The following is a 19,816-nucleotide window of genomic DNA, read 5'->3' on the forward strand; positions in this document are numbered from 1 at the left end:
TGCGGTAATAGTGGAGGAACAGGACTTTCGATGAGACGCTACGGAAAACTCTTTGCGGTCATGGCCATCGGATTCGCGACCATGCTGGTCGCTGTGGACTTTGCCGAAGCACGGCGGGCCGGTGGCTTCAGCGGCTTCGGTAGCCGTGGTACGCGTACCTATTCCGCACCGCCGACGACGCGGACGGCTCCGACAACGGCCGCTCCGATCGAGCGCAGCATGACGCCGCAGACCCAGGCCACGCGCCCGGCGGCAACGCAGAACCAAACCCAGGCCGGCCGCAACACTGGCGGCATGTTCGGGGGGCTGGCCGGCGGCTTGATGGGTGGGCTTCTGCTCGGCGGTCTCTTCGGCATGCTGATGGGCACCGGCTTCGGCGGCGGTTTCGGCTTCCTGGGCCTACTGCTTCAGGGCCTGCTGATCTTCTTCCTTATCCGCTGGGCGATGCGCGCGTTCGGCACTCGGCAACCGGCCTATGCCGGTCCGGGCGCTGGCATAGCGCGATCTTCGATGGCCGGTGGTGAAGGCAAACCCAGCTTCGAGATCCCGCGTCTCGGTGGCGGGCTCGGTCGGCCCCGCGCACCGGAAAACGCCGACGAGATCGGGGTGGGACAAGCCGATCTGGACAAGTTCGAGGGACTGCTGAAGCAGATGCAGACGGCCTATGCCGCTGAAGACTATGCGGCGCTGCGTCGGATTTCGACTCCGGAAGCCATGTCCTATCTCGCGGAGGAACTGGGTGACAATGCCACGCGCGGGCTGAAGAATGTGGTCCGAGACGTCCACCTCGTGCAGGGCGACATCGCCGAGGCCTGGGCCGAAGGCGCGGTCGAGTACGCGACGGTGGCGATGCGATACGAGAGCATCGACTATATGGTCGACCGTACCAGTGGCCATGTCGTCAGCGGCGATCCGGACGATGTCGGCGAGTCGGTGGAAATCTGGACCTTCGTTAGACGGCACGGGACCGACTGGCAGATCGCTGCGATACAGTCTGCCGACGACCAAGGATGACAAACAAAAAAGGCCACCTCCGGGTGGCCTTTTCACGCGCTTTTGCTTGCGGTTACGGACAATCCCGCAACTGTCTTGCATAGGTGTAGGTGATGTCGGTGAAGCGTTTTGCGCCCCTCAACGCTTCCGGTCGGCCGCGATAGGCGCCACGTGAATAGCCGACATGTCCCGAATGATAGGCCAGATAAAGATTGTACGGGTCGTTGTAGGCGATGCCGTTCTTGATGTGGCTCTGCTGGTGGTACCAGCCGATGAACTGCACCGCGTCCGCAAAATTGGTTCGCCGCGCTCCCCAGCGACCCGTCTGCTTCTGATAGGAATCCCAGGTGCCGTCGAGCGCTTGGGAGTAGCCGTAGGCGGTGGAGGCGCGCTTCCAGGGGATGAAGCCCAGCAGCTTCTTGCGCGGCGGCTTGGCGTTGTGGCGGAAACCTGATTCCGTATAGATCGTCGCCATGAGGATCGGCACCGGCACGCCGTATTCCCGTTCCGTCTTTTCAGCCGCTCGCCGCCAGTTGTTGAACAGCCCGTCACGCTGCTCGAAGATCGCGCACGCATTGCGGGTCTGTTTTGGCGGGGAGGCGCAACCTGCAACGCTGAGCAGGAGGGCTACGACAATTACGCTACGCATCGCAAAACCTTTCGTTAACGAGAAGTTTATTGCTTAAACTTTAACGGAAGGTTTTGAGACTTGGTTAACCAGGCGGCCTGCTAAGGTTAACGTGATGCTGCTCCAGGCGGTGCGTGGCTTCAGGGTTCGCGAAGAAGAAGAGGGGCCGGGGTCTCCCGTCCCCTCCGATCTTCAGATGTTCCGATATCGGATGCGTATCAGATAAACCAGTCGGTGCTGCCGGTCAGATTGACACCATCTACAAGGATTTTCTCGCCGACATGTGCGGCTATGCTGCCGTTGTACGTCAGCAGGGTGGCGCCCCCGAGGTTGGTGACCGTCCAGTCGCTGATCGTCCCGACAAGATCCAGCTTGTCCTCCGCGATATCGAAGCCCGTGATGGAATCGGTCACGAAAGACTTGGCCATGTCGCCGAGCTTGAAGACGAAGGTGTCGGCGCCGCTGCTTGCGAACATGGTATCGATGCCCTTGCCGCCGGTAACGACTGAGGACTTCAGATTAACCGCACTCAGATCGATCGTGTCGTTGCCGAGGCCGGCGTCGATCACGACGGTCGTCATGCTGCCGTCGACGATGCCGTTGCCACCGTTGACAGCGCCGGCGGCGACCACGCCCCCAATTGTGCTCAGCGCATTGCCCTGAAGCAGGGTGATCGTGTCATTGCCAGCGCCGGTGCTGATGTTGAACTTGTTGACCCAGCCGCTGTCATTCGACACGAGCGAAAGATTGACCGTGTCGTTGCCATCGCCGGTCTCGATGTTGCCACGCTTGGCGTTCAGTACGTTGACGGTCGAATTGCCGGTGCCGCCGAGATACACGTCGACATGGACGAAATCCTTGAAGACGACGTTATCCGAGCTTTCCGACACCGCGAGCACGTTTTTTACTGAATTCCAGGCAGTTGCCACATCGAAGTTGAATTCGTTGGCGCCGGAGTCGTAGACGATTTCAACGGTGCCGCCCGCTCCGGAACCGGACGTGCCGGCGGATGCAACGCTGACACTCTGCGAAGTCAGGAGGCCGCCGTCACTGGAGACGTTCTTTTCCTGCGTCGTGTCGCTATTGAGCAGCTTATAGGCTGCTTGATCCACAGTGTCCTGTAGATCGAGTACGGTCGATGCACCGCCGTTTCCGAACGTGACTGTCAAAGACATGAATGCCCCCTTGGGTTGCGTTAAAATCGCCCGCCGCGTTTCCCATGCGTACTGCGGAGGGCTATCAACGCTCAGCTTATATTTTTGAGTCTATGTTTAAGCAATGTTGAAACGAAATTTTTACTGACCAAAATTGGGATGAAACATTTATAGATTGTAAATGAAATGAACATCTATAATGCGATGTGCATGAAATACAGACATCAGTCTGTCATAAAGCGTTTATACAGGACGGGAACTCACCGTTCTTTCTCGCGGCTTGATAAAAACTTCGGCATCATTGCCTGGATAAGGTGCAATTGATGAAGTTTTCTGCAATGTTTCGTATTGAGGATAGATCTGCAACGCCTGGTAGTTTTTTCATTCGTCCATCGGTTTGACGATCGGGAGCGAGCGGACAATTGGCGTTGGGATGTCTCACGCATCGGCTGCCATCGGGTCGTACCGCACCAGTCTGTCGCCTGCCGTACCGGAACAAACCCCGGCAGGTCGCGTTTTTCCGGCACCTTCAACACGGAAAGAGGAGATAGAGATGTTGCACCATGAACCCGGCAAGAATCAGGATCCTTATGCCAAGGACACGGCGACCCTGATTGCCAGCGACAAGGTGGAAGGCACCGCGGTGTACGGCATCGATGGCAACCGGATCGGCTCTATCCAGCGCGTACTTTTGGAAAAGCGCGGCGGCCGTGTTGCCTTCGCGGTTTTGAGCTTCGGCGGCTTTCTCGGCATCGGCGATGATTATTATCCGCTGCCTTGGGCTAAGCTCAACTATGATGAGGAGCTAGACGGCTACCGGATCGACATGACCAAGGAAGAAATCGAGAAGGCGCCGCGCTACGCGGATGCCGACGACGAGAGCTGGTATCGCTCCGGCGAAGGTCGCGTCGAGCAATACTACGGCATCCCGCCCTACGTTATGTAAGTTGTATACCTGATTAGCGATCGGGGCCCCGCACGGCGGGGCCCCGTCTTTTATGCGCAGGTTCGCAGGCTTCGATCCATCACAGGATAAAGTCCGTTTTTGAGAGCGTAAGCAGCAGGTCTTTCAGAACCACTGCGAGGTCGGCCCGACCGTCGCCGTTCACATCCGCGAGAATGTGTGTGTCGCCGGAGATTTTCTGGAAGCGCAGTTCACCCGCTTTGCCGTGAAACCCATGGCTGCCGATGAACGTGAACGACTGATTTCCGCCCTTCGTCGTATTCGCATCGATGGCGGACAGATCGATTTTGTCGTGCTGCGCGCGGCTGAAATCGAGAATGGTATCGCGGCCGGCTGATGCGAACGTCGTTTCGGCCACTGATTTAAAGACGAACCTGTCCTGTCCGGTGCCGCCGCTGAGCCGATCCGCGCCATGTCCGCCCTGAATGACGTCATTGCCACTGCCGCCCCAGATTTTGTCGGCGCCGCCGCCGCCGAACAGCGTGTCGTTGCCCGTTCCTCCCTTGAGAGTGTCGTTACCATTGCGACCGGAAATCCGGTCATTGCCACCGAGGCCATCAATGGTGTCGGCCAAGTTGGAGCCGCGCAGGGTGTTGGCGCCGGAGGTCGGACGGATATAGGCCGGGTCGCCGTCATAAGTCCCGACCAGTTGGTCAAGCGCGCGATCCGGCGCGGCGAACGGAATGAAGCCGTCCTCGATCGCCAGCTTGTAGAATTTCTCAAGCCGCGAGCCGCCGTTGATGTAGTCGACGACGAAGACGGGGATGCCCTTGTCAAGGAAATCGCGTTTTAAAACCGCGATCGTCTCCTCGTCCGGATTAAGCGGGTTGTTTTCGTTGGCATCGCCGCGGAAATACAGATCCTCGACCGCGATGCCGCCGATGGCGTCGAGATAGGCGCGCTTGCGTGCCGTATCGCTTCCGAGGTCGTTGAGGATCCAGGCGCCGTTTTGCGGGATGACGAAGAAGTCCGGATTGGTCTCGCGGGCATGGTCGGTGAGCGCGACGATGAAGTCGACCATGCGCTGGGCAGCCTGCTTGACATTGGCGGGGTCGCCCGTCTCTTTCAGCTTGTCGGCGATCTCCTCGCCCCAGAAATAGTAGCCGTCGACGATGTCGAGATAGGCAGCGTCGAAGCCGGCCCGGACGATCGCATCGATCTCGCCGGTCTTGCTGTCGTTAAAGATGATGTCCTGCCAGTCCTTGTCCCAGTAGCGAACCTTGCGGCTCTCCGGCCAGTCCGGATTGACCGGGCCCAGCCAGTCTGGCGCTCGCGCGGTGAGTTTCCCGTCCGCCTCGCCTGTCGTCGTCCAGTTCTTGTGCCAGTAATCCCGAAACTCCGACGCTTCCCCGATCGAGACATAGGAGACGACGACCGAGCGCCCGCCCATGCCGTCCTTCATGCGGGCGATGTCGCCGGCGCTGAAGCGGTTGGCATTGGTGCCGTCGCGTGACTGGTCGATGACGAGAAGGTCATGGGTCGCGGAAGCCAGCAGCCCGACATTCACCGGGTTGCCATTGGAGCCCTGCAGTTCGTAGCCCCAATTGTCGACGGTCACCGTTCCGGACGACGTCTTGAACTTGACCATTTCGCTATTTCCTTGTCATCCGTCCGTGGCCGTCCTGATGATCTCAAAGGTCGCGGCCGTCTTCGACGTGCACGCTAGTGGGTAAGAATGTCGCGATGATTAAAACGCGAGCTAGAATTCAAATCGTTTGTGTCGTTCCGTCATGCTTGACGGTCAAGAAGCACGGTTCGGAGGGTCAAGGAAATCCGCCGCGTCCGGGCGAGCGGCGCACCGCCGATCGTGTCGCTGCGACGGGCGGGTATCTCGTGAGTCCAGTCGTAGCGCGCCTCGCCGCTCATGACGAGCGCCGAACGTGGCTCCAGAAGGATTGATCGCCGGTCACCATCCGCCTTTTTCCTGAAGATCATGACGCATGGCGAGAGCAGGCTTACCGACACGATGATCTCACCGAAACAGGGCACGCAGTCGACGTGGGCGCTGATCCCTTGTCCGGGACGGTACTCGTTAGCAATGACCTGGTCCGGCATCGCGGCCAGACATCCGGCTGCCCGCAGCCTCTCACCCAGGACGAGCAGCCAGTCGGGAAGGTCTCCGAGCCGTACGTCTGGCGTGACCATGCGGGCGCGATAATCGTAGCGATAGCCGAAGTGTTGGACGCGGCGTTTGAGCTCCTCGCTCCATGGCAGAGCGTCAAGGTTGGTGACGAGAGCAGCTTCGTCTTGCGACGAGAGGAAACCGGGCAGGTAGGCGGCGCCGAGGGGGAGGGTGTCGGGAGTAATCATATCGGACGGTCCTGCGCGAAAGATCAGTCTCTCACAGAGTGACGCCGAAAGCGGCAAAATTCCAGAACCGCCACTGCTTTGATCGGATGCTTGATTTTACGCGGCGTCAATGCGCCGCCCAAGTCCAGCAGCAGCCGCCAGACGTGTCAAGTTTGGTACTGAATTTGTTGAGGAGTTTTGGTAGCGGAGGAGGGATTCGAACCCCCGACACAAGGATTATGATTCCTCTGCTCTAACCTACTGAGCTACTCCGCCGGGTTCGGCGACCGGGATTTGATAGTGCTTTGAAAGCGTCCAGCCGTCAGGTTGAGCGGCTTATAGGTCGGGGCGGGGCGGACTGTCAAGCGCGGTCTCGCAAAAAGAAAAGCGCAGTGCGAAACCGGATTTTTGCCTTGCCGACGCAAGGCTTAGGGCGCCGCCGCGGTCAGGCGGCGACGGGACTTGCGAGCAGGGTCTTCAGCGCGGCTTCCGCGTCCGCAGCGCGCTCCGAGCGTTCGATGAAGCCGCCGCCATAGACGCGCGCGTCGGCGCCCGGGGCGGAATAGATGACGCAGGCCTGACCGGCGGCGACACCGGCTTCACCGATGGCGAGATCGACGTAGATACCCTTTTCGTCGGCATTCAGCGTCGCGGGGGTCGGCGGGCGGGTGGAACGTACCTTGGCGTAGCAGGCAAAGCCGTCGGCGGCTTCTTCGGCCACCGTCAGATCACCCAGCCAGTTGACGTCGCGCAGATAGATACGATGTGTTTCTAACGCTTCTTTGGGGCCGACGATGACGCGCTTGGAGCGGGCGTCGAGATAGACGACGTAGAGCGGTTCGCCCGTGGCGACGCCCAAGCCCTTCCGTTGGCCGATCGTGTAATGGAGGATGCCCTCGTGGTGGCCGAGCACGCGTCCGTCGAGATGCACGATATCGCCGCCGAGCGCTGATTCCGGCTTCAGCTTCGTGATGATGTCGGCATACTTGCCCTGCGGCACGAAACAGATGTCCTGGCTGTCGGCCTTCTGGGCGACGACGAGGCCCATCTCTTCGGCAAGGGCGCGCACCTCCGCCTTCGACATGCCGCCGAGCGGAAAGCGCAGATAGTCGATCTGTTCCTGCGTGGTGGCGAACAGGAAGTAGCTCTGGTCCCGCTCGCTGTCGATCGGGCGGAACAGGGCGCGGTGGCCGGGATCGTTGGCGAGCGGCACGGATTTCGAGCGGATGTAGTGGCCTGTCGCCAGCGCGTCGGCGCCGAGTTCCTTCGCCGTCGCCAGCAGATCGGCGAACTTGACCGTCTGGTTGCAGGCCACGCACGGGATCGGCGTTTCGCCGGCGATATAGCTTTCCATGAACGGGTTGATCACCGTGTCGCGGAAACGCTGTTCGTAGTCGAGCACGTAATGCGGGATGCCGAGCGTTTCGCAGACCCGGCGGGCGTCGTCGATATCCTGTCCGGCGCAGCAGGAGCCTGCGCGGTGAACGGCGGCGCCGTGGTCGTAGAGCTGTAGCGTGATGCCGAGAACGTCATAGCCTTCGCGCTTCAGCAACCCGGCCACGACGGATGAATCGACGCCGCCGGACATGGCGACGACAACGCGGGTATCCTCGGGTCTCTTGTCGAAATCCAGCGTGTTCACGGGCATCGTCTCTTCTGGGCGCGTTGCGGCCGTTCGGTCATCGACGGGAAGGCGGTCAAGCGCTGGGGCACTGTTCCGCCCCTTTGAATGTTGACGGATATAGAAAGGATTGGGCTTGCACGCAAGGGGAGGGGTGTTTGGAAGGGCCCGCAGCCAGTTGCGATGGTTGGCTTGAGGGCTGTTTCACCAAGCCGCTTCCTTCAACATCCGCCGCATGCGAGTTTGCGGATGATTCATGAGGAGAGCCGTCGATGTTCCTAATTCTATTCCGCGATCAAGAGGTTCCGCGATGACGCCGCTCGCGCTTACAGTCGCCGAGGAGCGCTTTCCCGTTGCCGGCGCTTTCACGATCTCCAGAGGCTCGCGTACAGAGATCAGGGTGGTGACGGTGACACTGTCTGACGGGGTGCTCAGTGGGCGCGGCGAGTGCGTGCCCTATGCGCGGTACGGTGAGACCGTGGAGGGTGTGGTGGAAACGATCGTCGGCCTCAAGGACGATCTCGCGCGGGGATTGGACCGGGCCGGATTGCAGTCACGCCTGCCGCCGGGGGCGGCGCGCAATGCTCTTGATTGCGCCTTTTGGGATCTCGAGGCGAAGAGGGCTAGCAAGCCGGTCTGGCAGATCGCTGGGCTTACGGAGCCGACGACGCTGGAAACCACCTACACACTTTCGCTCGGGACGCCGGAGACGATGCACGCGGCGGCGAAGGCGAATGCGCATCGGCCTTTGTTGAAAGTGAAACTCGGGCATGACGGCGATCTCGAGCGCATCGAGGCGGTGAGGGCCGGCGCCCCCGCATCGAAGATCATTGTCGATGCCAACGAGGGATGGAGCGTCGAGCAATACCAGGCGCTGGCGCCGGCCTTCCTGCGGCTCGGGGTGGCCTTGGTGGAACAACCGCTGCCGGCGGGTGAAGATGAGGCGCTGGCGACGATCGCGCGGCCCTTGCCGGTCTGCGCCGACGAGAGCTGCCACGACAAGGCGTCGCTCGCAAAGCTCAAGGGCCGCTACGACGCGGTCAACATCAAGCTCGACAAGACGGGTGGACTGACGGAGGCGCTGGAGCTCGTGAGCGCCGCGCGGGCCGAGGGCTTTTCGATCATGGTGGGCTGCATGCTCGGTACGTCGCTCGCCATGGCACCGGCTTTCTATGCCGCGCAGGGGGCGGATTACGTCGATCTCGACGGGCCGCTGCTGCTTGCCGCGGACCGGGACGACGCGATCCGCTATGATGGCGCGATCATGTATCCGCCATCTCCGCGTCTTTGGGGCTGATCAGAGTGCCGTCAGCTCGGCGCGGTGTTTCTGCATCAGCACGAACCGGGCGAAATCGATGTCATAGTGCCGACGCCGTTCCGGATCGGCCGGGCGCGTGCGGCCGCCCGCGATCATGGCGCTTCCGGCCGAGGCGAGATCCGGGTGCAGCCGTGCGGCGGTCGCGGCGTTGATCGCGGTTCCGACCAGTACGGCGTCGTCGGTTTCCGGAATCAGCAGGTCACAGCCCGTGACATCGCCATAGAGTTCGACGAGCAGCGGGTTTTTCACGTGCCCGCCCGTGACGAGCAATTGCTGAGGGTGGAAGTCTCTGTTGTGCATGTAGTCGAGGATCTGGCGCAGGCCGAGCGCGATCGCCACGCAGGCCCGCCAGTAGATGCTGCAAAGCCCGTCGAAGGAACTGTCGAGGGTGAGGCCGGAGATCACACCTGTCAGTGTTGGATCGGCGAAGGGCGAGCGGTTGCCGTGGAAATCCGGCAGGATGTTGATCTGCCCGGCAAAACCGTCTCCTTCGGTGGCGCGCAGTTCCTGGATGCGGGCGATCACCTGCTGGTGGCGCTCCGTGGTCGGCTCTCCGCCGGCGGAATGCACGCGGATCAGGTGGTTGAGAAGTCCGCCGGTCGCCGACTGTCCGGCTTCGACGAGCCACTGTCCGGCGAAGACCGTATCGCGGAACGGTCCCCACAGGCTGCGACCGAAATTCGGGACCGGTGAGAAGCAAATCAGGCAGCTCGATGTGCCGCCGATCAGCGCCGCCTGTCCGCGCAGCGTCTCCCGGCTGCGGGCGGAGGCGCCGAGCACGCCGAGCGCGCCGGCATAGGCGTCGATCATGCCGGGAGCCACCGCGATGCCGGCATCGAGGCCGAGCGCGGCGGCGGCGGTTTCGGACAGCTGGCCGAGCGGCTCCCCGACTAAGACACCCTCGGCCGGGAGGGAACCACGTGACGTCAGGTCTTCCAGGCCGATGCTTCTGAGGAAGCTTTTGCTCCAGCCTTCCTGTTCATGGGCGGCGAAGTTCCATTTCGAGGTCAGCGTGCAGAGCGAACGGGCCGTGCTGCCGGTGGACTTCCACGTCAGGAAGTCAGACAGGTCGAAGAAGTGGCCGGATTTTTTCCACAGATCGGGCCGGTTGCGCTTCAGCCACAACAGCTTCGGCATCTGCATCTCGGGCGACAGCATCTCTCCGGAATGGGCGAGCAGCGCATGGCCCGTGCCGTTGATGTCGTCCGCTTCCGCGACAGCGCGATGGTCGAGCCAGGCAATGGTATCGAAAACGAGGCCGTCATCCTCGTTCAGCTGAAGAGGGCTACCATCGGCAGAGCGAAGCACCAGCGAGCATGTTGCATCAAAGGCGATCGCCGCGATGCGGTCAGCCGTCAATTGCGCGGCCGACAGTGCGTCGCGAACCGCAAGCGCAGTGGCACTCCAAATCTGCTCGGAGGAGTATTCCGCCACGTGATCGCCATCGTGGCGCATGTGTATTGGATGTTCGCGCCGACTCAGCAGTCGTCCGCTCGCGCTGACGACGCCCGCGCGCGCACTGCCCGTTCCGACATCGACGGCAATCACGTGATCGCGCATTACGGCTTATTTCCATCCCTGCTCATATTTTTGGAGACAAGGTGGAGCAAATCACCCATGGCGTCAAACACGGCGTCGGCATGAAGCGCTTTGATCGCGTCGCCGAAGGCCGGATCTCTCGCGTGAGAGCCGCCGAGGAAGGCGAAAACCTTCATTCCCGCGGCCTTTGCCGCAGCGATTCCGGCCGGACTATCCTCGATCACGATGCAATCGGCCGGGTTGCGGTCCATCGACCGTGCGGCAAAAAGAAACAGGTCGGGTGCGGGTTTGCCATGATCGACCATGCTGGCAGAGAAAATCCGTGGGGCAAAGCGCGGCAGGATGCCCGTGACGGTCAGTGAAAGCTCGATCCGCTCCGGCTGCGAGGACGAGGCGACGCACCAGTCGATTCCGGCGGTGGTGAGCGCGCCCAGCGTATCGGCGATCCCCTCAATCGCCTGCAGTTCTTCCTGAAAGCGGTCGTAGAGTTTCAGGCGCATCGCACTCAGGAAAGCGTCGTCGATCGAAAGGCCATATTCGTCACGCGCCGTGGCGATCATCGAAGCGAGGCTTCGACCCAGAAAGAGCTCGCGGGCGCGCGTTTCGTCCATCGGCGCGCCGGCTTCGGCCAGGGCCTCGACGAGCACGGCGAGCGAAATCGGTTCGCTGTCAACGAGCACGCCGTCACAATCGAAGATGATCAGGGGGGTCTTCGATGTCGCTATCGTCATGCCGTCTCGTTCAGTCGAGTTTGCCTTCCAGATATCGGGTCAGGGTCTCGGCTGTTCCCACGTTGCGGAGCGAGGCGAGCGCCCCGGTGAAGCGGCGCTGGAATAGCGGATTCGTGCCGACGCTGCCGAAGATGTCGGAAAGTGCCAGGAATGCAAGCGGATCCTTGCGCGAGGCCACAGCGGTGGTGTGCAGCCGTTCGGCATTCGGGTCGTTGAAGACGATTTCCTTGCCGCTGTCCGACTTGCCTTCGAAATAGCGGCACCAGAGTGCAGAGACCAAAGCAAGCCCGACCACGTCCATTCCTTTTGCGAGGCGGTCTGCAGTGGAGGGGAGGATGAATTTCGGCTGGCGATTGGAGCCGTCCTGAGCAAGGCGGGGGATGGTGTCGCCGATCTTCGGGTTGGAGAAGCGACGTTCGATCAGGTCGAAGTAGTCGTCGAGGCTGGTGTTCGGGACCGGCGGAACGATCGGGATGATTTCTTCCTTCTCCAGCTTGGCGAGGAAGGCGCGGATCAGGTCGTTCTCCATCGCTTCATGGACAAAGTGAATGTCCATCAGCGCCGCCGGATAGGCGATCGCGGCATGGCCGCCGTTCAGAATGCGCAGCTTCATCAGTTCATAAGGTGCGACATCCGGAACGAATGTGACGCCGACCTTCTCCAGCGCAGGGCGGCCAAGCGGGAACTTGTCTTCCAGAACCCACTGCTTGAACTCCTCGCAGAATACCGGCCACGAATCCTCTATGCCGTAGGTCTCGCGCGTGATGTTGATTTCGCGCTCGCCGGTGGCGGGCGTGATGCGGTCGACCATGGCATTCGGAAAGGCGACGTTCTCGTGGATCCAATGTGCGAAGTCAGGATCGGAGAGTTTCGCGAGACCCGTGACCGTTGCCTCCGTTACCTCACCATTGCCGGGAATGTTGTCGCAGCACATGACGGTGAAGGGCGGCGCGCCAGCCGCGCGCCGGGTCTTGAGGCCGGCGATGATCAGGCCGAAGACGGACTTCGGACTTTCCGGATCGGCCGCATCGGCCACCATCGCGGGGTGCTTCGGGTCGAACTTTCCCGTGGCCGGATCAATGAAGTAGCCACCTTCGGTGATCGTCAGGGACACGATGCGGATTGCCGGATCGGCCAGCCTGGCGATGATTGCCTTGTAATCCGGGGCGGTGAGGATATCGACCATCGGGCCGGTGACCGTCGCGGACGAGCGGTTGTTGTCCTGCTCGACCACCGTGGTCAGAAAATCCTGCGCGGCGAGCTTGTCCTTCATGCGCTGATCGCTCGGCATCACCCCTGCGCCGATGATTGCCCAATCGTGGTCCAGCCCTTTTTCGAAGAGTTCGTGCAGGTAGATCGCCTGATGCGCGCGATGAAAATTGCCGACGCCGAAATGCAGGATGCCTGCCTTCAGCTGGTCGTGCCGGTAGGAGGGAACGGCGGCCAGCTTGGCGGCTTCTTTGAGGGTGGCGAGCGAAAGCTTGCAGGTCATGTCAGTGTCCTCGATCGGTAAGCTGGCTCCGAGGCTCAGCTCATCCAGTTGCCGCCGTCGACATTGTAGGTCTGGGCGACGATGTAGTCGGCCTCGCTGGAGGCCAGGAAAATTGCCATGCCCGTCAGATCCTCGGCACGGCCCATGCGGCCGAAGGGCACGGCTTCGCCGACGAGCTTCTTCTTCTCGCCCCGCGGTCGGTTCTCGTATTTCGCAAACAGCGCGTCGACGCCGTCCCAGTGCTCGCCATCGACGACCCCCGGTGCGATAGCGTTGACGTTGATACGATGCTTGATGAGGTCGAGCCCTGCAGACTGGGTGAGGGAGATGATGGCGGCCTTGGTGGCGCAATACACTGCCACCAAGGCCTCGCCCCGCCGCCCCGCCTGACTCGCCATGTTGATGATCTTTCCGCCCTTGCCGCGAGCGATCATCGACTTCGCCGCCGCCTGTAGCATAAAGAGCGAGCCGGCAACGTTGATAGAGAACAGCCGGTCATAGCTTTCGTGCGTGATGTCGACGATCGGTGCGAGGTCGAACAGCGCGGCATTGTTTATGAGTATGTCCAGACCGCCAGTTCTCTCCTCGACCGCCTTCACAGCGGCGTCGATCGAGGACTGATCGGTTACATCGAGGTGTATGGCATAGGCAGACGGGCCGATTCCGCTAGCCGTTTGTCCGGCGCGATCAATATCGATGTCGGCGATCGCGACGGTGGCGCCTTCGCGAACATAGGCTTCCGCAAAGGCACGGCCGATGCCTCGGGCCGAGCCCGTGATCAGCGCCGATTTGCCGGAAAGCCTGCCAGTCATTGCGCCATGCCCTTGTCGTCGAAGCGGTGGATGCGGGCATCATCCGGCGTGACGTAGACGGTATCGCCATGGCGGACCGGCATGTCGCCGCTGCAGCGCGCGGTGATCGTGCCGACGCCCTCCGTCTCGATGTGCAGGAAGGTATCGGAGCCGAGATGCTCGGCGATGATGACCCGGCCCTTCCATGCGCCCTCGGTGGTGGAGAGCGTCACATGCTCGGGGCGAATGCCGATCGTATGCGCGTTCTTCGCGGCCGCCGGGGCGCCGGTGATGAAGTTCATCTTCGGCGAGCCGATGAACCCCGCGACGAAGAGGTTGCGCGGGCTCTTATAGAGGTCGAGCGGCGAGCCGACCTGGTCGATACGGCCCTTGTTCAGGACGACAATCTTGTCGGCCATGGTCATCGCTTCGACCTGATCGTGGGTGACGTAGATCGAGGTCGCCTTGAGCTTCTGGTGAAGCTCGGAGATTTCGAGCCGCATGTTGACGCGCAGCGCGGCGTCGAGGTTCGACAGCGGTTCATCGAACAGGAAACATTCCGGCGAGCGGACGATAGCGCGGCCGATGGCGACACGCTGGCGCTGGCCACCGGAGAGGTTGCGGGGCTTGCGGTCGAGATAGTCGGTGAGATTGAGGATCTTGGCGGCCTCCTCGACCTTGCGGTCGATCTCGGCCTTGTCGACCTTGGCCATCTTCAGCGGGAAGCCAATGTTCGAACGCACACTCATATGCGGGTAGAGTGCGTAGGACTGGAACACCATCGCAAGGCCGCGCTGCGACGGCGCCTTGTCGGTGGCGTCCTTGCCGTCGATCAGGATTCGGCCCCCGGACACGTCTTCAAGGCCGGCGATCAATCGAAGCAGCGTGGACTTGCCGCAGCCGGACGGGCCGACGAAGACCGCGAACTCGCCATTGTTGATCTCAAGATCAATCGAGGGGATGACCGAGACCTCGCCAAAGGTCTTTGAGACGTTTTGAAGCGTGATGCTACCCATCTTCCTGTTCCTTACTTCACGGCGCCGAAGGTGAGGCCGCGGACGAGTTGTTTCTGGCTGAACCAGCCGAGGATGACGATCGGGGCTATGGCGAGCGTCGAGGCCGCCGAAAGCTTCGCCCAGAACAGGCCCTGCGGACTGGAGAAGGACGCAATGAACGCTGTCAGCGGCGCCGCGTTGGTCGTTGTCAGCCGGATGGTCCAGAAGGCCTCGTTCCACGCGAGAATGATGTTGAGCAGCATGGTGGAGGCGATGCCGGGAACCGCCATAGGTGTGAGCACATAGATGATCTCGTTCCACAACGAGGCGCCATCCATGCGCGCGGCTTCTAGGATTTCGCCGGGAATCTCGCGGAAATAGGTGTAGAGCATCCATACGACGATCGGCAGGTTGATGAGCATCAGCATAATCGTCAGGCCGATGCGGGTGTCGAGCAGGCCGAAATCCCGGAACATCAAGTAGATCGGCACGAGAACGGCGACCGCTGGCATCATCTTGGTCGAGAGCATCCACATCAGGATGTCCTTCGTGCGCTTGGTCGGAGAGAACGCCATGGCCCAGGCGGACGGGATCGCCACCAGCAGCGCGAGAATGGTCGAGCCGACGGAAATGATGACCGAGTTCATGAAGGGCTTGAAGTAGTCGCGCTGCGTCTGGACCGTCACATAGTTCTCGAGCGTGAAGGATGGGATCAGCCTGAAGCCCTGAATCGCCTCAGTCTCCGTCTTCAGCGAGGTGATGATCGTGTAGAGGATCGGGAAGAAGATCACGAGGGCCACGATCCATGCGAAGACGGTAAAGGCGATCTTTCTGCGGGTGCTGACGGCGCGTGCCATGATCGTTCTCCTTACCGGTCCAGGTTCTTGCCAACGGCGCGCATCAGGAAGAAGGCGACAATGTTGGCGAGGATGATGGCGATGATGCCGCCGGCCGATGCGCCGCCGACGTCGTAGCCGAGAAGCGCGGTGCGGTAGATCAGGAACACCAGGTTGGTGGAGGCGTAGCCGGGGCCGCCATTGGTGGTGACGAGGATTTCCGCGTAGACGCCGAGCAGGAAGATCGTCTGAATCAGAACGACGACCGTGATGGCGCGGGCGAGGTGCGGCAGCGTCAGGTAGATGAACTGATTGATGAAGCCGGCGCCATCCATTTCGGCCGCTTCCTTCTGTTCGCCGTCGAGCGACTGAAGCGCGGTGAGCAGAATGAGTGTCGCGAACGGCAACCATTGCCAAGCGACGATGACGATGATCGAGAAGAGCGGATATTGGGCGAACCAGTCCACCGGCTGCAAACCCACCCAGCGGTTGATATCGGCGAGCACGCCGTAACCCGGGTGCATGATCATGTTCTTCCACACCAGCGCCGCAACGGGTGGCATGACGAAGAACGGCGAGATGATCATGATGCGCACGATGCCCTGGCCGAACATCGGCTGATCAAGCAGCAGGGCGATGGCGATGCCGCCGACAACCGTGATCATGAGAACGCCGCCGACCAGAATGAGGGTGTTCCAGATGGACTGGAAGAAGGCGGGATCGGTGTAGAAAAACCGGTAATTGAACAGGCCGGCGAAGCTGACGTTTGCCGGATTGAGCAGATTGTAGTTCTGGAACGAGAACCACAGCGTCATCGACAGCGGCACGATCATCCAGATCAGCAGAAGGGCGACGGAAGGCGCCATCATAAGACGGGCAAGCGTCCGGGTGTTTTGCGTAGCCATGGGTAAAATCTCTTCCTAGAGGCCGGCGTCTTCCGTAATCGGGCGCTGCGGCTCGTCTTTCCAGGCGGGACTATATCCGGAATTGATCCGCGCGGGCCACCGATCCGCTTTATCTTGGGGCGCCGCCCGGGCCTAGGCCCGGACGGCTCTTTCGGGAGGAGAGCCTTACTTGATGTAACCGGCGCGGGTCATTTCGCGAACCGAGACCTGCTGGGCCTGGGCGAGCGCGTCATCAACCGACATCTGACCTGCAAGGGCTGCCGAGAAAAGCTGGCCGACCGTCGTGCCGAGACCCTGGAATTCCGGGATCGCCACGAACTGGACGCCGACATAGGGCACCGGCTTGACCGTCGGGTTCTTCGGGTCTGCGGCGTTGATCGAGTCGAGCGTCATCTTCGCGAAAGGTGCAGCCTTCTGGTATTCCGGGTTCTCGTAGAGCGAGGTGCGGGTGCCCGGAGGAACGTTCGCCCAACCTTCCTTGGAAGCGACCAGTTCGGCGTACTGTTTGCTGGTTGCCCAGGCGATGAACTTCTCGGCTGCTTCGACCTTCTGCGAGCCGGCCGGGATGGCGAGGTTCCAGGCCCAGAGCCAGTTGCCACGCTTGCCAAGACCGGTATCGGGAGCCAGAGCGAAGCCGACCTTGTCAGCAACGGTGGAGTCCTTCGGGTTCGTCACGAAGGAAGCCGCCACAGTGGCGTCGATCCACATGCCGCACTTGCCCTGCTGGAACAGCGCCAGGTTTTCATTGAAGCCGTTCGACGATGCACCCTGCGGGCCGGCGTCGTTCATCAGCTTGACGTAGAAGTCGAGCGTGTTCTTCCATTCCGGCTGGTCGAACTGGGGGTTCCAGTTTTCGTCGAACCAGCGGGCGCCGAAGGCGTTGGACGTGGCCGTCAGGAAGGCCATGTTCTCGCCCCAGCCGGCCTTGCCGCGAAGGCAGATGCCGTTGATGTCGTTGGCGCGGTCGGTCATCTTGCGGGCAGCGTCGGCCACGAATTCCCAGGTCGGGGCATCGGGCATGGTCAGGCCGGCCTTCTCCATCAGGTCCTTGCGGTACATGATGAACGAGGATTCGCCGTAGAACGGAGCGGCATAGAGCTTGCCGTCATCGCCGGTCAGACCCGAACGAATGGCCGGCAGCAGATCGTCGACATCATAGTCGGCGCCGAGGTTGTCGAGAGCGACAAGCCAGCCCTGCTTTGCCCAGATCGGAACTTCATAGGTACCGATGGTCATGATGTCGTACTGGCCACCCTTGGTGGCGATATCCGTCGTGACGCGTTCGCGCAGGACGTTTTCTTCCAGTGTGACCCATTCAACCTGGATGTCGGGGTTGGCCGACGTGAATTCCGACGTCAGACCCTGCATGCGGATCATGTCGCCGTTGTTCACGGTCGCGATGGTGAGAGTTTCGGCAGAGGCCATTCCAGCCAGTGCCAGTGCCGAGCAGGCGCCCAGCAGAATCGTCTTGAAAGTCATAACTTCCTCCCAGAAGAGAAATGAGCATTCGCTTTGCTCATGGGCAATTACTCACTTTTGCTGACGCGAAAGTCAATGCGGAATCAATGCTGCGCTGCCGAAATGGACAGTCAACCGATTGATTAACAAACGATAAATGTGTGTGGAACGGGGGTCAGTCCTGCAGCAGAAAGCGTGCCGCGTCCTCATCGGTGATGAGCGAGTTGATGTGCCGGCCCCTGAGAGCCGCCCTGATGGCGACATGCTTCCGGCGGCCTCGTGCCAGGCCGATGACACAGGAGGTCTCGATTGACGGCAGCGGCAAACTGGCGATCCGTTCGTTGACGGGATTGTCGACGAGCGCACCGTTTTCGTCGAACATCCAGCCGCAGATTTCGCCGATGACACCGGCGGCCATCAGGCTTTTCACCTCGTCCGGATTGAGAAATCCGTCGAGCAAGAGCGGTGCCTGCGGATCGACTTCGCCGACACCGACGAACGTTACGTCGGCCTTCGCGCCGAGTGCCAGCGTCGGTTTGACGAGCGCCTGCTGATGGAGCAGGTCACGTTCGGCCTTGGACGAGACAATAACCGGCAGCGGCATCGGAAAATGCCGCGCCTTGATGGCGTCAGCCATCGAGAAAATGACGTTGTAATAGGCAGCGGAGCCGTCCGGGCTGATGTTGCCGGTCAATGAGACGATCCGGTGCTGCGGACACTCCATCGGCGACAACTGGTCGACGGCGGCGCGCAGCGTTCGACCGGTACCGATGGCGATGATCAGTGGGTCGGTCTGTTTCAGCCAGCGCTCAAGTTCCGCAGCACCAGCTTCCGCGATACCGGCATGGCCGCCGTCAGAGCCCGGTGCGCTGGGCGTGACCTCGACTTGGCGCAGATCATATTTGTCCCTGAGGGCCTGGGCGAGCTCAATGCATTCGGCGATGGGATGGTCGAGGCGGACCTTGATCAGTTTCTCCGCGATGGCGAGCGAGACCAGTCGCTGGGCGCTCTGGCGGGATATGCTCATCGCGGCCGCGATCTCGTCCTGCGTCTTGCCGGCAACATAATAGAGCCAGCCCGCGCGTGCGGCGTCGTCAAGTCTTCCGGTGCTGCCTATGCGTCTTGCCATGATCTCCCCTCGGTGGAATTTGGTAGCGGCGGCGCCAAGGGGTGTCAATCAGAACCGGCGGTTTGCCCGTGTGACAATCAGCGTACCGAAATTCGGCTGGCCGGGGCTTGTCAAGTGGCAGGTCGGGTTGCATGACAACTTACTGAACCGCACGAATAAGGACACGGACAATGTCGGCACCCGTCAACCAGTTCAAACGCGACATCCAGGAGGGCAAGAGGCTTTTCGGCCTCTGGACGGCGCTGGCAAGTCCGCACGCGGCAGAGATCTGCGCAGGCTCGGGATTCGACTGGATCCTGATCGACGGAGAACACGGGCCGAACGATATTCCGCTTCTGGCTCAACAGCTTGCCGCCGCCGCGCGTCATCCCGCCCATGCGGTCGTTCGCCTGCCGGTGGGGGAGACCTGGATGATCAAGCAGGCGCTCGACATCGGCGCTCAGAGTATTTTGATTCCGATGGTCGACACGCCGGAACAGGCACTGGAGATGGCGCGCGCCTGCCGGTATCCGCCCGATGGCGTGCGCGGTCTTGGCGCGTCGCTCGGACGCGCGTCGAACTTCGGACGGCTGCCGGATTATGTCGAAACCGCAAACGAACAGATCGCTTGTCTTGTGCAGATCGAGAGCCGGCTGGCGATTTCCAACCTTGATGCAATCACCAAGACCGACGGCGTAGACGGCGTGTTCATTGGACCAGCGGATCTGTCCGCTGATATGGGGTTTGCCGGCAGTCCGCGTGCGCCGGACGTCGTGGGGACGGTTGTCCAGGCTATCCGCCGCATCCGTGAACTTGGTAAGCCGGCGGGGATCATGACGACGGATCAAAACCTGATCGACAAGGCAATCGAGGCTGGCGCCAATTTTGTGGCTATCGGTAGCGATGTCGGTTTGCTGGTCAAGGCTGCGGCCGATCTGGTGGCTCCGTACAAATCCACGGCGGCAACGCCTTCAAAACCCTCGCTCTACTGACG

The 19,816-nt window shown here is 61.3% G+C and carries 18 protein-coding genes and 1 tRNA gene; 4 read left to right on the forward strand and 15 right to left on the reverse strand.

Going from position 1 to position 19,816, the window contains the following annotated elements:
• Positions 1-30: 30 nt before the first annotated feature.
• A complete protein-coding gene (locus J5J09_RS19415) occupies positions 31-1,014 on the forward strand; it encodes a Tim44 domain-containing protein (RefSeq protein ID WP_208553880.1) in 984 nt (327 codons plus the stop codon).
• Positions 1,015-1,066: 52 nt separating this feature from the next.
• On the opposite strand, the gene J5J09_RS19420 is transcribed toward J5J09_RS19415, so the two are convergent.
• Both J5J09_RS19420 and J5J09_RS19425 read right to left on the reverse strand, forming a co-directional pair.
• The gene (locus tag J5J09_RS19420; protein ID WP_208553881.1) at positions 1,067-1,642 is read right to left on the reverse strand and encodes a transglycosylase SLT domain-containing protein; all 576 of its coding nucleotides are present in this window, start codon (positions 1,640-1,642) and stop codon (positions 1,067-1,069) included.
• A gap of 197 nt (positions 1,643-1,839) precedes the next feature.
• On the reverse strand, positions 1,840-2,796 hold the full coding sequence (locus tag J5J09_RS19425; protein ID WP_208553882.1) for a rhizobiocin: 957 nt from the start codon (positions 2,794-2,796) through the stop codon (positions 1,840-1,842).
• Between the two features lie 532 nt (positions 2,797-3,328).
• Between J5J09_RS19425 and J5J09_RS19430 the strand changes: the two genes are divergently transcribed.
• Positions 3,329-3,721, forward strand: a complete 393-nt coding sequence (locus tag J5J09_RS19430; RefSeq protein WP_208553883.1) for a PRC-barrel domain-containing protein — start codon at positions 3,329-3,331, stop codon at positions 3,719-3,721.
• A gap of 79 nt (positions 3,722-3,800) precedes the next feature.
• Here the strand turns inward: J5J09_RS19430 and J5J09_RS19435 are convergent, their stop codons facing one another.
• The 4 genes from J5J09_RS19435 to mnmA form a co-directional block, all read right to left on the reverse strand.
• Positions 3,801-5,327 (reverse strand): endo alpha-1,4 polygalactosaminidase, encoded by a 1,527-nt coding sequence (locus J5J09_RS19435; protein WP_208553884.1) that lies wholly within the window; start codon positions 5,325-5,327, stop codon positions 3,801-3,803.
• A gap of 140 nt (positions 5,328-5,467) precedes the next feature.
• Positions 5,468-6,049 (reverse strand): alpha-ketoglutarate-dependent dioxygenase AlkB, encoded by a 582-nt coding sequence (locus J5J09_RS19440; RefSeq protein WP_208553885.1) that lies wholly within the window; start codon positions 6,047-6,049, stop codon positions 5,468-5,470.
• Between the two features lie 178 nt (positions 6,050-6,227).
• A tRNA-Met gene (locus J5J09_RS19445) sits at positions 6,228-6,304 on the reverse strand.
• Positions 6,305-6,473: 169 nt separating this feature from the next.
• Complete coding sequence (mnmA, locus tag J5J09_RS19450) at positions 6,474-7,670, reverse strand: tRNA 2-thiouridine(34) synthase MnmA (RefSeq protein ID WP_208554449.1); 1,197 nt, start codon at positions 7,668-7,670, stop codon at positions 6,474-6,476.
• A gap of 289 nt (positions 7,671-7,959) precedes the next feature.
• On the opposite strand from mnmA, the gene dgcA reads away from it, so the two are divergent.
• Positions 7,960-8,946: an N-acetyl-D-Glu racemase DgcA gene (gene dgcA, locus J5J09_RS19455; RefSeq protein ID WP_208553886.1), complete on the forward strand. Its 987-nt coding sequence runs from the start codon at positions 7,960-7,962 to the stop codon at positions 8,944-8,946.
• On the opposite strand, the gene J5J09_RS19460 is transcribed toward dgcA, so the two are convergent.
• The 9 genes from J5J09_RS19460 to J5J09_RS19500 all read right to left on the reverse strand — a co-directional run bounded on the left by J5J09_RS19460 (position 8,947) and on the right by J5J09_RS19500 (position 18,843).
• On the reverse strand, positions 8,947-10,527 hold the full coding sequence (locus J5J09_RS19460) for an FGGY-family carbohydrate kinase (RefSeq protein WP_208553887.1): 1,581 nt from the start codon (positions 10,525-10,527) through the stop codon (positions 8,947-8,949). It abuts the gene before it with no gap.
• Positions 10,527-11,237, reverse strand: a complete 711-nt coding sequence (locus tag J5J09_RS19465) for an HAD family hydrolase (protein WP_208553888.1) — start codon at positions 11,235-11,237, stop codon at positions 10,527-10,529. The genes J5J09_RS19460 and J5J09_RS19465 overlap by 1 nt, the downstream gene beginning before the upstream one ends.
• Positions 11,238-11,247: 10 nt before the next feature.
• Positions 11,248-12,729 (reverse strand): mannitol dehydrogenase family protein, encoded by a 1,482-nt coding sequence (locus J5J09_RS19470; RefSeq protein WP_208553889.1) that lies wholly within the window; start codon positions 12,727-12,729, stop codon positions 11,248-11,250.
• Positions 12,730-12,764: 35 nt separating this feature from the next.
• On the reverse strand, positions 12,765-13,541 hold the full coding sequence (locus tag J5J09_RS19475) for an L-iditol 2-dehydrogenase (RefSeq protein ID WP_208553890.1): 777 nt from the start codon (positions 13,539-13,541) through the stop codon (positions 12,765-12,767).
• Positions 13,538-14,536: an ABC transporter ATP-binding protein gene (locus tag J5J09_RS19480; protein WP_208553891.1), complete on the reverse strand. Its 999-nt coding sequence runs from the start codon at positions 14,534-14,536 to the stop codon at positions 13,538-13,540. The genes J5J09_RS19475 and J5J09_RS19480 overlap by 4 nt, the downstream gene beginning before the upstream one ends.
• Before the next feature lie 11 nt (positions 14,537-14,547).
• Positions 14,548-15,372, reverse strand: coding sequence for a carbohydrate ABC transporter permease (locus J5J09_RS19485; protein WP_208553892.1), 825 nt, complete (start codon positions 15,370-15,372; stop codon positions 14,548-14,550).
• An 11-nt stretch (positions 15,373-15,383) separates the two neighbouring features.
• Positions 15,384-16,256, reverse strand: a complete 873-nt coding sequence (locus J5J09_RS19490; protein ID WP_208553893.1) for a sugar ABC transporter permease — start codon at positions 16,254-16,256, stop codon at positions 15,384-15,386.
• Between the two features lie 165 nt (positions 16,257-16,421).
• A complete protein-coding gene (locus tag J5J09_RS19495) occupies positions 16,422-17,735 on the reverse strand; it encodes a sugar ABC transporter substrate-binding protein (RefSeq protein ID WP_208553894.1) in 1,314 nt (437 codons plus the stop codon).
• 154 nt (positions 17,736-17,889) lie between these two features.
• Positions 17,890-18,843 (reverse strand): sugar-binding transcriptional regulator, encoded by a 954-nt coding sequence (locus J5J09_RS19500; RefSeq protein WP_208553895.1) that lies wholly within the window; start codon positions 18,841-18,843, stop codon positions 17,890-17,892.
• A 170-nt stretch (positions 18,844-19,013) separates the two neighbouring features.
• Here J5J09_RS19500 and J5J09_RS19505 point away from each other — a divergent pair, with 170 nt between their 5' ends.
• The gene (locus J5J09_RS19505; RefSeq protein ID WP_208553896.1) at positions 19,014-19,814 is read left to right on the forward strand and encodes an HpcH/HpaI aldolase/citrate lyase family protein; all 801 of its coding nucleotides are present in this window, start codon (positions 19,014-19,016) and stop codon (positions 19,812-19,814) included.
• Positions 19,815-19,816: the final 2 nt, after the last annotated feature.

It is taken from the genome of Ciceribacter sp. L1K22 (assembly GCF_017599385.1).
Classification (GTDB): Bacteria; Pseudomonadota; Alphaproteobacteria; order Rhizobiales; family Rhizobiaceae; genus Allorhizobium.

Coding starts and splice junctions, on each gene's coding strand:
- J5J09_RS19415 (WP_208553880.1), top strand. CDS start 31: ATGAGACGCTACGGAAAACTCTTTGCGGTCATGGCCATCGGATTCGCG.
- J5J09_RS19420 (WP_208553881.1), bottom strand. CDS start 1,642: ATGCGTAGCGTAATTGTCGTAGCCCTCCTGCTCAGCGTTGCAGGTTGC.
- J5J09_RS19425 (WP_208553882.1), bottom strand. CDS start 2,796: ATGTCTTTGACAGTCACGTTCGGAAACGGCGGTGCATCGACCGTACTC.
- J5J09_RS19430 (WP_208553883.1), top strand. CDS start 3,329: ATGTTGCACCATGAACCCGGCAAGAATCAGGATCCTTATGCCAAGGAC.
- J5J09_RS19435 (WP_208553884.1), bottom strand. CDS start 5,327: ATGGTCAAGTTCAAGACGTCGTCCGGAACGGTGACCGTCGACAATTGG.
- J5J09_RS19440 (WP_208553885.1), bottom strand. CDS start 6,049: ATGATTACTCCCGACACCCTCCCCCTCGGCGCCGCCTACCTGCCCGGT.
- dgcA (WP_208553886.1), top strand. CDS start 7,960: ATGACGCCGCTCGCGCTTACAGTCGCCGAGGAGCGCTTTCCCGTTGCC.
- J5J09_RS19460 (WP_208553887.1), bottom strand. CDS start 10,527: ATGCGCGATCACGTGATTGCCGTCGATGTCGGAACGGGCAGTGCGCGC.
- J5J09_RS19465 (WP_208553888.1), bottom strand. CDS start 11,237: ATGACGATAGCGACATCGAAGACCCCCCTGATCATCTTCGATTGTGAC.
- J5J09_RS19470 (WP_208553889.1), bottom strand. CDS start 12,729: ATGACCTGCAAGCTTTCGCTCGCCACCCTCAAAGAAGCCGCCAAGCTG.
- J5J09_RS19475 (WP_208553890.1), bottom strand. CDS start 13,541: ATGACTGGCAGGCTTTCCGGCAAATCGGCGCTGATCACGGGCTCGGCC.
- J5J09_RS19480 (WP_208553891.1), bottom strand. CDS start 14,536: ATGGGTAGCATCACGCTTCAAAACGTCTCAAAGACCTTTGGCGAGGTC.
- J5J09_RS19485 (WP_208553892.1), bottom strand. CDS start 15,372: ATGGCACGCGCCGTCAGCACCCGCAGAAAGATCGCCTTTACCGTCTTC.
- J5J09_RS19490 (WP_208553893.1), bottom strand. CDS start 16,256: ATGGCTACGCAAAACACCCGGACGCTTGCCCGTCTTATGATGGCGCCT.
- J5J09_RS19495 (WP_208553894.1), bottom strand. CDS start 17,735: ATGACTTTCAAGACGATTCTGCTGGGCGCCTGCTCGGCACTGGCACTG.
- J5J09_RS19500 (WP_208553895.1), bottom strand. CDS start 18,843: ATGGCAAGACGCATAGGCAGCACCGGAAGACTTGACGACGCCGCACGC.
- J5J09_RS19505 (WP_208553896.1), top strand. CDS start 19,014: ATGTCGGCACCCGTCAACCAGTTCAAACGCGACATCCAGGAGGGCAAG.